Below are 12,956 nucleotides of genomic sequence, written 5' to 3'. Positions count from 1 at the left end.
TTATCTTTACGTCAATTAGTTTACGTTAACGTCACTTGGATTTTTTCCATTCTGTGTGACGTGACGTTAACGTATTGAATTATTGTGCTTTTCCCTCGCTTTTCAGACGCTCTTCCTCGACCAGTTCCTTCTTCGACAATTTGCCGACCATGGTTTTTGGAAGTTCTTCCCTGATCTCGATTTCGCGTGGCATTTCGATTCTCGAAACCTTGTCATCAAGGAACGCCCGTAAATCTTCGGCGGTTACGTCCGTGACATTGTCCTTCAGCCGGACAAAGGCCTTTGGTGCCTGACCGCGATACTGATCGGGAACGCCGATAACCGTGACCTCGGCGATCTGTTCATGCAGATAAAGCGCTTCTTCAATGGCGCGCGGATAGACATTGTAACCGCTGCATAAAATAACGTCTTTCAGCCGATCAACCAGAAAGATATATCCGTCCTGATCGGCATAACCGACATCGCCGGTTTTCAGCCAGCCATCGACAAAGGTTTCTTTGGTTGCGGCGTCGTTTTGCCAGTAGCCGGGCATTACCTGCGGGCCGCGGACGCAAACCTCGCCTTTCTCGCCGGTCGGCATGATCTGATCCGGTCGGTCAAGCGACCTGATCTGGATTTCGGTACCGGGCATCGGGATACCGATTGATCCTTCCTTGTTGACACCTTTTACCGGATTGCATGTGCAGACGGGGCTTGCCTCTGTCAGGCCGTATCCCTCGACCAATTTTGCGCCCGTAATTTCCTCGAACCGGTGTTTGACTTCGACCGGCAGGGGCGCGCCGCCGGAAATGCAGCATCGAATCGTTGACAGGTCATGCTTCAATGTCTCGGGCGAGTTGTTGATCGCGGTATAGATCGTGGGCACGCCCGGGAAGATCGTAACGTTCTTTTTATCCAGTGCCTTTAGCAAGGCATCAAGTTCGAAGCGCGGCTGCAGGACAAGTTCCGCCCCGAGATTGATCGACGTGTTAAGCGCCACCGTCATGGCAAAGACGTGGAAAAACGGCAGAACGCAAAGCGTAACTTCGTGCCCCGGATTTGCATCGGGCATCCAGCGGGTCAATTGATCGACATTGGCGCTGAGATTGCCATGCGTCAGCATCGCGCCTTTCGGGCGACCGGTGGTGCCACCGGTATATTGCAGTACGGCCAAATCGTCGTTTGTTACGTCTGCGACGAAATTTATGGGTTTGCAGTCGATCAGCCGGGAGAAAGGGATATGACGCAGATCTTTGGGGATTTCGGCAAGTTCGCTGCGCTTGAACAGGCTGAAAAGGACGCTTTTGACCGGGGGCAGGATATCGCTCATCTCGCAGATGACGATCCGCTTCAGGCAGGTTACATCAAGGCAATCTGCCACCTTGGAATAAATCTGTTTCAGATTAAGCGTTACCATCAGGCGGCAACCGGAATCCTCGATCTGGTAAGCGATCTCGCGCTTGGCATAAAGCGGGTTGAAATTGACAACAACACCGCCGCATTTCAGCACGGCATAGTAGCAGATCACGTAATAAGGCGTGTTGGGCAGGCAAAGCCCGACCTTGTCCCCCTTACGCACGCCAAGCTGATGAAAGCCTTCGGCGACGCGATCAATTTGTCTGGAAATGTCTTCGTAGTCGTAAATACGACCAAGAAAATCAAGACAGGGGCGCTTGGCAAAACGTTTTGCGGCATCATCAAAAATCTCGTGAACCGGGCGCATGCGCACCGGCGAGCTGACATCGACACCGTTTTGCAGGACAGGCGCGTCTTGGACGTTTATTTGGTTCATACGCGTTAACTCCATTACGTTAACGTCACTTTGCGGGCAAAAAAAACCGCCCGACGCGGAATGGCCACCACCATCCCGCATCGAACAGTATAACCGATCAGAACTTGAAATTCGCCTGTAGAGCGATGATGTCTACCTGTGCGTCGTAATCCGCTGCGTAGCTGCCAAGGAAGGTATCCGTCTCGTCAACGCGTGCCGAGTTTGCGAAAACATGCGTATATCCAAGGCTTACGGCCGCCCAGTCTGCAACCTTGTATGCCGCACCAAGAGAGACCCAATACCGGTCGGAGTCAGGCAGCCGAACGTTGCGATATTTGGTTTTTATTGGCGATTCATCAAAGGCGACGCCACCCGTAAAGGACCAGTTATCGTCATACTGGTACCTTGCGCCAAGTGATGCAAACCAGGCGCTGCCCCACTTGTATTCGTCCGAGGTTGAGCTCTGCGTTCCGGCTTGCGGGCTGATGTCACCATCATAATTGAAGGTGAGCGTGTCGATGGAGTTCCAGTTGGTCCACTGTGCGTCCGCCATAACGGTCCACTGACTGTTCAGTTCCTGGGAGACGCCAAAGGTGATTGATTCTGGCGTGGCAACCTTTGCCGTCGCATTCCGGTCGGTATAACCAAGTGCGTTGGCGGCCGTATCAAAGTCAATTTTACCGTCAAGTTCGTGCTTGATTTCAGAGTTGTAGGAAAGACCGATTTTCGTACCATCAATCACTTCCCAGTTGATGCCTGCGGCCCAACCAGCGTCTACTGAATCACCACTTACTTCACTGTTTCCTTCGCCAGCACCAGCAAGGTTTGGAACTGACCTAGCGAGCGACGCATCCATCTGCTGAATTTGAGGTCCAGCACCGACCGACAACCCGTTATCAAATCTGTAGGCAAGAACAGGCTTGATATTGATGGTCTTGATTTTGGAGGTTGTACCATAGAAGCGCCCCGCAAAATCAGGTTCATAGTCAGTTACCAGTCCCCAAGGGGATGTAATTGAAATACCCATATTTAACTGGTCATTTAGTTTCCAGACGGCATGGGCGTTAGGCACAAACGCGTCCTGTGCCATATCTTTATAGCTGCCGTTATTGAAGGTTTGAGTATTCGTTACAGCTCCGCCAGAGGCCACAATGTTCTTTGCTTTCGCGACGGGCATGATCAGTGAGCCACCAACACTGTAGCTCGTTTCCTTATATTGTCCGACGGTTCCGGGATTGTAGAACATGGTTGATGCATCAGTTGAGAGCGTCGACATGCCTGCAAAGCTGGAACCCTGTAATGTGCCGCTGGTCTCACGGACCTGAAAGCCTGATGCATGGGCGCTGCCGCTTGCCGCAAGTGCGCAGATAAGTGCCGTTCCGGAAGCTGCCCCCCACAGGCAGCTTTTCTTGAATTTGGACGTCATGGGTATCTCCCTGAATCATAACGGTTTTGAAGAATGCGCTTTTTGCGCCCGCTTTTATTTTTGAAGGTCTTTGGCATCGACCCGGATAAAGTCGATGTCGTAACCCTTTCTTTTGAAGCTTGTTTTCAGAAGCCTGCCGTCGGAGCCATACCAAAGGTCGCGTTGAACATCCCCGGTCATGGCATAGTGTGTGGCCGGTATTTCCCGGTTCTTGATGGCAAGTGTTTCTGTCCCGGTTTTCCGGGTTGTCACAGCGTAAGGTTCGGCATTGATGACGCTGTAAAGACTTGTTTTCGCAGTGATATCCTCGCGCCAAAGCGTGAGGGGCCATGCACCGTCGCAGGCATCACGTTTCGCGATCCGCTTGCCAGCGACTTCATAGCAGTCGCCGTCATATTCAGCCTTGTAGACATAGGGGGTGCCGTCATCATTTGTGTCGGTATCAACGGACACAAGCTGATCGTTCCGCCATTTTTCAAGGCGTGAATGGCCATACTGGAATTGAAGGAAAAGGACCTTTACATCCGTACGCGTGGTGATGGTGGCAGTATAACCATCTGGCGTATCGGTGATTTCGACCGTTTCAAAGCCGATGGGTTCACCATCCTTCAAGACCTGATAATTCAGTGTTTCGTCGGCATGCGCCGATGAAGTTGCACCAAGGCTTCCGATCAGTCCGGCGGCCAAAGTGCAAAGAACGGTGCTTTTGATAAAGCTGTGCCGCATCCCTGTTCCCCTGACGATAGAAATCAATCCAGCATGGATGAAAGTTTTGCCGCGACTCCCATGGAGCCCTTGATCTTGAGCTTGCCCATTGTAAAGGCGAGCATGGGATCAAGTTTGCCGGCAATCATCTTTTCCAGATTGGCTTTCTTGATTTTCAGGATGCAGTCCGCGTCACTCATATCGTCATCGCTGATTTCCGGCTCGGGCCCGGTCGCATCAATGACAATATGCCCGTCATCGCCGCAATCAAAGGCAACCACGGCATTGAGACCGCGCAATTGCGGAAGTTTCTGTCTTACGGATTCGAGGATATCCTCCACGAACGCCTCCCTGTGAAGCTGATGTTGTTTTTCTGTTTATGTCAGCACTGTAACGTAAAGTGACGTTAACGTAAAACAAATTACGATATGGATAGTTGGGCTCCTATTAAGTCACTGATCTGGATAAATAATCGACCGCAAAATTGCGGTTCCAGACAGCAGAAAGGACCCGGAAATTCCGGGTCCTTCAATATACAACTACGCGTATAGGTCGTATTTCCGGCAGGCGATATCAGGATACGATCTGCCAGCTTCCATCGGGTTGCATGCAGGCTGTGCCATAGCTTTGCTGCTGATTTCCGCCGATGACGGTTGTTGCCGTATATTCGCGGCAATAACGTCCCGCCGTGTTTTGCCATGTCCGGGTTGGTGTCATGTCAAACTGGCGTTGCGACTCCGGGTTGATCCATCGGGCGGTCTGTCCGTCCGGTATTTGTTGAAGGGCATATCCCGTGCAGGCGACATCGGCCTGATCCAGGCTTTGCCCGACAGAGTACCCACCCAGCAGGCCAAGGATCGCACCGCCAATCATGGCAACGTCACGACCGCTGCCTTTGCCGATTGTCGATCCGATTGCCGTTCCCGCACCGCCACCAATCAATGCGCCAATCACATCGCGGTTGCATCGCAGGAAATTCCCGTCTGATACGAACATATCGGGTCGATATCCGCGGTCATAATCCCTGTGATGGTGTTGTTTATCCTTATGCTTCGCACGATGACCGTGCGCCGGTGCCCAGGGTGGCGGGTCGGCAAAGGCCGTCGCCGGAATGGCAACCGGTGTGACGATGCCAACAGAGACCGCAGCGGCCATAATGCGTCGGGACCATTTCAAGCCTGTCACTTCCGGCGTTCCTCATTTTCATGAAGGATATAACCGGCACCGGTGCCCACGACCCCGCCAATGACAGCCCCGCAGGAAATACATCCGCCCGTGACGGCAGTGCCCACAACGCCAACACCGGCACCAATGGCGGCACCGCTCAGCATTTTCTGATCCCTGTCACCCAAACCGCTACAGGCCGATAATCCCAGTGTGCTGGCAACGGCCAATGTAATAGCTACGTTTCGCATCTCTCGTGTCCTTCCCATTTTGTTTTATCGTGGTGGCATTCCGGGAAATGGATACGCCGCCGATCAGACAGTCTGATCGGGCAATAAGGAAGGCATCGGGCGGCTTTAAGGAGAGAGTGCGGCAGATAAGGTAAGAAAAAGGCATCGGGGAATGCCTTGATTCAGAACGCGTTTTCGCCTGTGATTGATGCGATTTTGAAACATCATTTGCGTTGAAACGGTTCAGACATCCCGCTAGCTTGATGGCGCGGCATTAGGCGCGATAAAAAAACTCAGAAAGACCAAGGGAAACGTCATGACATTTGCGGCCTGGTTGTCCGTTGCGACAATCTGCATCCTTGGCGCGATGACGCCCGGCCCCAGTCTGGCCGTTGTTTTACGATATTCCGTCGGGCAATCACGTCAGGCGGGGTTTGCCTGTGCGGTGGCCCATGGATTGGGCGTCGGTTTTTATGCCGTCATCACCATGACCGGCCTTGGCATACTTTTCCAGACGGTTCCGGCATTTCGCAATATTGTTAGCGTCCTTGGCGCACTTTATCTGATCTATCTGGCGATCAAGGCCTGGCGTGCGGCAGGGTCAGGCGCACGGTTCGAATCTGATCAGAGTGGGCAGGTTGCAGATACAATGACGCAGGCGGCACGCGATGGTTTCATGATCGCGTTTCTGAACCCGAAGATTGCGCTGTTTTTCCTTGCCCTGTTCAGTCAGTTCGTGTCCCCGGAATTTGAATGGGGCGGTAAATTCCTGCTGGCTTTCACCGCGGCGGGGATTGATGCCGCCTGGTACTGCCTTGTTGCTGTCGGCTTGTCGCATGGTGCGGTTTTGCCATGGCTGCGCGCACATTCAATGTGGATCGAACGCATCATCGCGATATTGTTTGTCGTGATTGCGATGCGTGTTCTGATTGGCATTCTGCCGGTTTGATCGATCTTTCTTATGCATGAATAACAAAGTTACTCAGGCTTTCGCCGCCACCACACTCGCCGGAGTATTCCGATGATCCAAAATCAGGGCGGTGTTGCACCGTCTGAAGCTTCGCCCGCTGTGTCCCCAACGCAGCAGGATGGAAACACGCGATCAGCCGATCCTGCGGCACGCGGATTTCATCACCTTGGTCCGCATATCGGCTTTCTGCTGGCGCTTTTGCTTTTGGCAGCGAACATGCGCGGCAGTATCGTTGCCATGGGGCCGCTTGCCGAGATTGTCGGTATTGATCTGCAGCTTTCGGGCGTGCAGCTTGGGCTGTTGACGACCATCCCGGTTCTTAGTTTCGGTGTGTTATCGATCTTTGCGCCGCGCCTTGGCCAGCGGTTCGGGTTGGAGGCAACCCTTCTGACCATGTTGCTGTTTATTGCGGTGGGGCAGGGACTTCGCGCGACCGGCAGTTATGGCATCATGATTGTTGGCACGATCATTCTGGGGTCGGCGATTGCCGTTTTAAACGTGCTGACCCCGTCGCTGGTGCGGCGCAGTTTCCCGACCCGTGTTGCTTTGATTACAGCGCTTTACACCTTTACGATGTCAACGGGTGCGACTGTTGCGGCATTCGTTGCAATTCCGATACGAAATGCGGCGGATGGTGATTGGCGCTATTCATTGGGGATCTGGGCGGTATTCGCCGCCCTTGCCTTCCTGTTGTGGTTGCCAATGTTGCGTTATCGACATAAGGGCCCGGCACCCGTTTCTGTCACACAGGTTTCACTGTGGAAAAACGCCGAGGCATGGTGGCTTGCGCTGTTTTTCGGGTGCCAGTCCCTGATGTTTTATACCGGCACGGCCTGGGTCGCGAAGGTCTTCATCGATAGCGGCATTTCCGAGGGGGAGGCCGCAACCCTTCTGACGATCTTTAACGTGTTTGGCATTCCGGCGGCGTTTGCCGCACCGCTGATCTATTCGAAAATCGCCAACAAGAAACTGGCGATGGTCATTTTGCATGTTCCGTTGATGATCGGCATTCCGGGGTTTGTTTTTGCCACGACCGAGCTTCCCTATCTTTGGGCGTTCTGCATGGGGCTTGGGCAGGGGGCGATGATCAGCATCGCATTGACGCTGGTGGGTATCCGCGGGGCGGACCCGCAAACTTCGGCGCGATTGTCGGGGATGTGTCAGTCGGTTGGCTATTTGCTGGCCGCGGTCGGCCCGGTTTTGTTCGGGGCCCTGCATGACCTGCTTGGCAATTGGGAGGCGGCCTTGTCCTTCCTGTTCGTGATTGTGTGCATTCAGATGATTGCAGCCCTTCGTGCGGGATCGGCGGCAAAGATCGGTGGATAAGGTTTCAAGCTGTTCGGGTCTTTTTACATGGCCGGCTATTCGGCGGCTTCGGCGAGTGGGGTGATATTGCGCGCTTCGTTTGCCAGTTGATCGAGTTTCTGCAGGACTTCACGGGTCGCGGTTTCCATACGGGCGAAGGCTGTTTCTGCAGCCGCAATATCGCGGTTCCTGAAGGCCGTGATTGCCGCATGACCGGCTTCGTGTTGTGCCAGATGCGGTGCCCGGATCGCGTCGAAAGACGGCAGATGGCGGAACGGTTTTGATGCCGGGCTGTCATACCATTTGCCAAACCGGCAGGTTTTGGCATCGCCCATCTGGATATCGGCACTGCTGCCCAGTCCGGCGAGCAATTCGGCAACGGATTTGAAGAACACGGCATGTTCGGCGCGGGCACTTCGTATGGTGCGGTTCGGAATTTCATACTGAACCAGTTCGGAAACCTGTGTTTCGATCAGGCCTTCGACCTGACCAATGACACCAATGGCCGAGCGGATGGCCGCAACCTGCCCGCCGGTTTGCCCGGCGATACCGGTAATGCCATCGCGGACGGCATCGGTTGCCTTGTTCTGTTCATCAAGGATGGTTGAGATATCGGCAATGCGGCGTGTGGTGTCTTCCATCTTGCTGCCGATATCCCCCATTTCGCGGGCAACATCATTCATCACATTCTGGCCGCGTGATACGGCATCATTGCCGCGTGCCATGGCATCGACGATGCCCTGTGTCTCGCCTTGCAGATTGACGATGCGGCTGCGGATTTCCTCGGTCGCGCGTGCAGTCTGCTGGCTAAGGGCCTTGACCTCGCCCGCGACGACGGCAAAACCCTTGCCCGCTTCGCCCGCGCGGGCGGCCTCGATTGTAGCGTTGAGCGCCAGAAGGTTGGTTTCGGCGGCAATTGCTTCGATGGAGGCGACGATCTCGCCGATTTTTTCCGATGCCTCGGCCAGGGCATCGACCCGGCCAGATGCGTCCGACACCGCATGTGCGATGTCATCCATGCTGCCGACAGCTTCCTTGACGGTTTGCTGGCCGTTGCGGGTGGCGGTGATGGCATCGGTTGCGTTATCGGCAGCAGCGCGGCCATTTTCGGCGATGTGACTGATGCCGGAAACCATCTGATCGATGGCGGCCGAAATCGATTGCGCCTTGCGGTCGACATCCTCGATGACATTCATCATGCGGGCATTGGATACGGCACTTTGATTGATGGCAACCGACAGTTCCATCGTGCGATCAAGCTGCTGATCGGCGAAGGCATTTTCCGATGCGTTGTGGCGTTTGACAGCACTGGCATCGCAATAGGCGGTCAGCGTCAGTTCGATATCGAGCAGCATGACCGAGGTGAGCGAGGTGACGATGTTTGCCGCCTGACCGGCGTTCCATCGAAAGCGGGTTATGATGGCCTCGATCAGGGCATCGGTGATCGCATTGTAGGTCGCGATGTAAAGTTTTGGGGTAATGCCGTGGGTTTCGTGGGTCTGGCCGATCCGGTTGGATTCAAGGACGAAATCCTCGTCGATCTTGCCGTCAAACAGGTTTTTCCAGTGATTTTGCAATGATTTCGTCAGGGATGCGATGGTGGCGTCTGAAAGGGGATCAGATTTCAGATCTTCGCTTTGGCTGATGGTCCGGTAAAATGTCTCGGCGCGTTGGGCCGATTTATCGTGGATCAGTCCTGATGCCTTGCGAAGGGCACCAAATGTTTCCGGCAGGATGTTGTAAATCGCCAGACGGTTTTCCAGTTGTGACACAACCATTTCCCTATACCCCAGTCATTCCCCGAAGGGCCACCCCTGTCTGAACATCCTGCAACGGATGCCCCGGCCTGACCGCCTGAATGGCGGCTCTTATACATATGGATGGGAACTTTAGGGGGCGTGAATTCAATCGGCAATAAAATTCGTTGTCGGGATATATCCGTTGAAGAATGTCATGCGGCGTTTGATTGTGCTGATTCCGCCCTGCATGTCGCGATGATCCAGTCGCGGAAGGCGCGAACCGCAAAGTTGTTTTCCTTTTCTTCGGGATAAACAACGTAATAGGCGTGCCGGTTGGGGATCGATACGTCAAACGGGGCGACAAGCCGCCCGTTATCAAGTTCTTCGCGCACCAGAAATTCCGGCAGAAGGGCCAATCCCAACCCTGCAACAGCGGCCTGGATGACCATATGGAAATGTTCAAACCTGGGACCGGCAAGTTCATCCACAACCGCAACGCCGGTTGCCGCCAGCCAGTCCTGCCAGGCGCGGGGACGGGTGGAATGTTGCAACAGGGTGCAATTGCGCACCCGTTCACGCGCAATCGGCAGATCGTCATTTTCCTTAAGGATTTTGGGCGCGCAAACCGCAATCAGGGTTTCGCCCATCAGGCGGTGAAACACGCAGCCGGGCATGTTGTCTTCGCCAAAATGGATGGCGATATCGATGCCTTCGCGGGTGAAATTGAATTCGCGGGTCTGGGTGATCAGGTTAAGCTGGATATCGGGCCATGTGGTTTTGAAATCACCCAGTCGCGGCACCAGCCAGCGCGCGCCAAAGGTCGGCAATGTCCCGACATTCAGCATCCCGCCCGCATCGGAATAAGCCATGACCTGCAGGGTTGCGGCTTCTGCCCGATCCAGAAGATCGCGCACCTGTGCGGCATAGGCTTCGCCCGCCGCCGTCAGTTTCAGGCGTTTTTTTACCCGACGAAAAAGATCCCGGCCCAGATATTCCTCGAGTGCGCGGATCTGGCGGCTGATAGCACTTTGCGTCACATTCAGTTCCTCTGCCGCACGGGTAAAACTCAGATGCCGGGCGGAGCTTTCGAAAAATTGCAGGGCAGTGAGGGACGGCAGGACGCGACGCATATGTTTTGATCCCAAAGTTCATTACCAAATGGAATGATATGGTGCGAATATATCGTTTGTTAGATTTCCTGCCAAGTCTTAGCATTTCAATGGTTCGGAACCCCTCGTGCCACCACATGATCCTTCCGGACAGTAAAATTGATCGGGTAATTGATAATATTACGGAAGGAGAGGCAGAAATGCCCCAGCCAGTTAAATCCCCCTTGAACAGCCAGCTTGGCGCGGTGCTTAAGGCCGTTATTGGCGAGACAAAGGCCGATTATCTGTTTCGGATGATTGATGTGAATGACCGGCTTTTGGCCGATCCTGCGAATGATGCCGGAAAAGTCAGCCGCCTGACGATGGCGCAGGCGCTTAACATGATCCTGTTTGATGGTCTGCTGGAAGCCGTTCCCGAAGGCAAAGCCTATTCCGAGGATAAGCTGGCGGCGGGCGAGCCGATCATTTTCGATCATGGTGCCATTCGTACCGTCGATGGCCCCGCAACCGGCGCATTGCCGCGCGGTCATGTTGCCATGGCGCGCATCCTGGCCCCGCTTGGGTTCGATATTGCCGGTGTTTACCCGTTGTCGCGTTTGAAAATGACGGGCCGGGCATTTTGCCATGCAGATGAACCGGAACTGATTGCGCAGTTCTTTGTGTCCGAACTTCATGTTGAAGAATTCAGCCCGGCCTTTCAGCAGGCGGTTGCCAATACGGTTGGCAAATCGGTTGATCCGCTGTCGCCCGGTGCCAAGGTCCTGCTGGATCAACTGGCTGCTAACGGCAATATCGGCTTTGCCGATGCGACCAAGCTTCTGCCGGTTCTGGTCAAATGCTTTGGCGCGCAGCACGGCCCGGTAGCCGAGGCCGATTATGAGGTCCTGTTGGCCGAATCCGCCGAAATGGCGTGGATTTCAACCGAAGGCAATGCGTTCAACCATGCAACGGACCGGGTTGACGATATCGAGGCGGTCGCCGTCGAACAGCGCGCCAAAGGCCGCCCGATGAAGGAAAAGGTCGAGATTTCCAGCACCGGATCGGTGCGTCAGACCGCATTCAAGGCAACCCGTGTCCTGCGTCAGATGCGCGATGCCAATGGCGATCTGGTGAGCCGCGATGTGCCCGGTTCCTTCTATGAATTCATCAGCCGTGATCACGTGCGTGACGAGACGACCGGGGAACAAAAACTGGATCTTCGATTTGACAGCAGCAATGCACAGGGCATCTTTAAAATGACCGCCGGAAGCAAGGCGGCATAAGGAAGCAAAAAGACCGGAATGCCGGAACGGGTTATACCGTTCCGGTTTCAAAACATTCTATCGGGTGGCAGGCGATCATGGGTTCAATGGACGAAAATTATGATGTCATCATTGTTGGCGGGGCGGTTATCGGAAGCTCCGCCGCGTGGTTTTTGACCGGCCGGGATGATTTCAAGGGCCGGGTTCTGGTCATTGAAAAAGACCCGAATTACGAATTCTGTTCGACAACCCTGTCGGCGGCATCGATCCGTCAGCAGTTTTCGACCCCGATCAATATTGAAATGTCGGGTTTTGGCATTGAATTCCTGCGCAACCTGAAACGTGATCTTGATCCCGACGTCGATATTTCCTTCCATGAAAAGGGCTATCTGGTTCTGGCGACCGAGTCCGGCCGCGATATCCTGCGACAGAATCACGCAACCCAGACCAAGCTGGGGGCTGATATCGTCTGGATGGAGCCCGATCAACTGGCCGCCAAATATCCGTGGATGAACACATCCGATCTGGCGGCGGCCTGCTGGGGCCGCACCGGGGAAGGCTGGTTTGATGCCTATTCCCTGATGCAATCCTTCCGCAAACAGGCCCGCCGTCAGGGGGCTGATTATATCGACGGCGAAGTTGTCGAAGTCCTGCGCGATGGCGATCAGGTCACAGGTGTGGTTCTGAAAGACGGGCGGCGGTTTGGCTGCGGGGCGCTGATTAATGCAGCGGGAACCGGTGGATCAAAAGTTGCCCGCATGGCGGGGCTTGAAATCCCGGTGGAGCCGCGCAAACGCTGCATTTTCGTGTTTGATTGCCGGGATGCGGCCGACATTAACGCGGCCTGTCCGATGCTGATTGATCCAAGTGGCCTTTATGTTCGTCCTGAAGGCGATCTTTTCATCACCGGCATTGCGCCGCCTGCGGATCGTGATCCGGAATGCTGGGACTTCGAAGTCGATTACAGCCTGTTTGACGATATCATCTGGCCGGGGCTTTACGAGCGGTGCGAACGGTTCGAGGCGATCAAGATGGTCAATGCCTGGGCCGGGCATTATTCCTATAACCTGCTTGATCAGAACGCGATCATCGGTCCGCATCCAGAGGTAAAGAACTTCTTCTTTGCCAATGGATTTTCGGGCCATGGATTGCAGCAAAGCCCGGCAGTTGGCCGTGGTCTTTCGGAACTGATCGTCGCAGGCCATTACCAGACCCTTGATATGTCCGTGTTCGGGTATGAGCGCATCCGCGACAATGCCCCGGTTCTGGAACTGAACGTGATTTAAATCGATTTCGTAACGAATATTCGAAATCAAT

The 12,956-nt window shown here is 54.5% G+C and carries 12 protein-coding genes; 4 read left to right on the top strand and 8 right to left on the bottom strand.

Annotated elements, in window-relative coordinates; all coding sequences use genetic code 11:
• Window positions 1-79 precede the first annotated feature (79 nt).
• The 6 genes from P8T57_RS08090 to P8T57_RS08065 all read right to left on the bottom strand — a co-directional run bounded on the left by P8T57_RS08090 (window position 80) and on the right by P8T57_RS08065 (window position 5,296).
• Window positions 80-1,771, bottom strand: a complete 1,692-nt coding sequence (locus P8T57_RS08090; RefSeq protein WP_341365119.1) for a long-chain fatty acid--CoA ligase — start codon at window positions 1,769-1,771, stop codon at window positions 80-82.
• Window positions 1,772-1,868: 97 nt separating this feature from the next.
• Complete coding sequence (locus P8T57_RS08085) at window positions 1,869-3,176, bottom strand: OmpP1/FadL family transporter (RefSeq protein WP_037988320.1); 1,308 nt, start codon at window positions 3,174-3,176, stop codon at window positions 1,869-1,871.
• 54 nt (window positions 3,177-3,230) lie between these two features.
• Window positions 3,231-3,902 (bottom strand): DUF6134 family protein, encoded by a 672-nt coding sequence (locus tag P8T57_RS08080; protein ID WP_341365118.1) that lies wholly within the window; start codon window positions 3,900-3,902, stop codon window positions 3,231-3,233.
• Window positions 3,903-3,925: 23 nt separating this feature from the next.
• The gene (locus P8T57_RS08075) at window positions 3,926-4,222 is read right to left on the bottom strand and encodes an SCP2 sterol-binding domain-containing protein (protein WP_037988323.1); all 297 of its coding nucleotides are present in this window, start codon (window positions 4,220-4,222) and stop codon (window positions 3,926-3,928) included.
• Between the two features lie 232 nt (window positions 4,223-4,454).
• A complete protein-coding gene (locus P8T57_RS08070; RefSeq protein ID WP_341365117.1) occupies window positions 4,455-5,066 on the bottom strand; it encodes an RT0821/Lpp0805 family surface protein in 612 nt (203 codons plus the stop codon).
• Window positions 5,063-5,296: a glycine zipper domain-containing protein gene (locus P8T57_RS08065; RefSeq protein ID WP_037988326.1), complete on the bottom strand. Its 234-nt coding sequence runs from the start codon at window positions 5,294-5,296 to the stop codon at window positions 5,063-5,065. The genes P8T57_RS08070 and P8T57_RS08065 overlap by 4 nt, the downstream gene beginning before the upstream one ends.
• A gap of 295 nt (window positions 5,297-5,591) precedes the next feature.
• Between P8T57_RS08065 and P8T57_RS08060 the strand changes: the two genes are divergently transcribed.
• Both P8T57_RS08060 and P8T57_RS08055 read left to right on the top strand, forming a co-directional pair.
• Window positions 5,592-6,224 (top strand): LysE family translocator, encoded by a 633-nt coding sequence (locus tag P8T57_RS08060; protein ID WP_007088664.1) that lies wholly within the window; start codon window positions 5,592-5,594, stop codon window positions 6,222-6,224.
• Between the two features lie 72 nt (window positions 6,225-6,296).
• Complete coding sequence (locus tag P8T57_RS08055) at window positions 6,297-7,571, top strand: MFS transporter (RefSeq protein WP_341365116.1); 1,275 nt, start codon at window positions 6,297-6,299, stop codon at window positions 7,569-7,571.
• A gap of 35 nt (window positions 7,572-7,606) precedes the next feature.
• On the opposite strand, the gene P8T57_RS08050 is transcribed toward P8T57_RS08055, so the two are convergent.
• Together P8T57_RS08050 and gcvA are read right to left on the bottom strand one after the other, a co-directional pair.
• Window positions 7,607-9,328: a methyl-accepting chemotaxis protein gene (locus P8T57_RS08050; protein ID WP_341365115.1), complete on the bottom strand. Its 1,722-nt coding sequence runs from the start codon at window positions 9,326-9,328 to the stop codon at window positions 7,607-7,609.
• Window positions 9,329-9,501: 173 nt separating this feature from the next.
• On the bottom strand, window positions 9,502-10,419 hold the full coding sequence (gene gcvA / locus P8T57_RS08045; RefSeq protein WP_114094701.1) for a transcriptional regulator GcvA: 918 nt from the start codon (window positions 10,417-10,419) through the stop codon (window positions 9,502-9,504).
• Window positions 10,420-10,598: 179 nt separating this feature from the next.
• Between gcvA and P8T57_RS08040 the strand changes: the two genes are divergently transcribed.
• Together P8T57_RS08040 and P8T57_RS08035 are read left to right on the top strand one after the other, a co-directional pair.
• Window positions 10,599-11,660, top strand: a complete 1,062-nt coding sequence (locus P8T57_RS08040; RefSeq protein ID WP_341365114.1) for a DUF1338 domain-containing protein — start codon at window positions 10,599-10,601, stop codon at window positions 11,658-11,660.
• Between the two features lie 77 nt (window positions 11,661-11,737).
• A complete protein-coding gene (locus tag P8T57_RS08035; protein ID WP_341365113.1) occupies window positions 11,738-12,925 on the top strand; it encodes an FAD-binding oxidoreductase in 1,188 nt (395 codons plus the stop codon).
• Window positions 12,926-12,956 lie beyond the last annotated feature (31 nt).

The organism is Thalassospira sp. SN3W, from assembly GCF_038070535.1.
GTDB lineage: Bacteria > Pseudomonadota > Alphaproteobacteria > Rhodospirillales > Thalassospiraceae > Thalassospira > Thalassospira xiamenensis.
The sequence above is the reverse complement of the archived record's forward strand: the minus strand, read 5'-3'. Positions and strand labels throughout refer to the sequence as shown.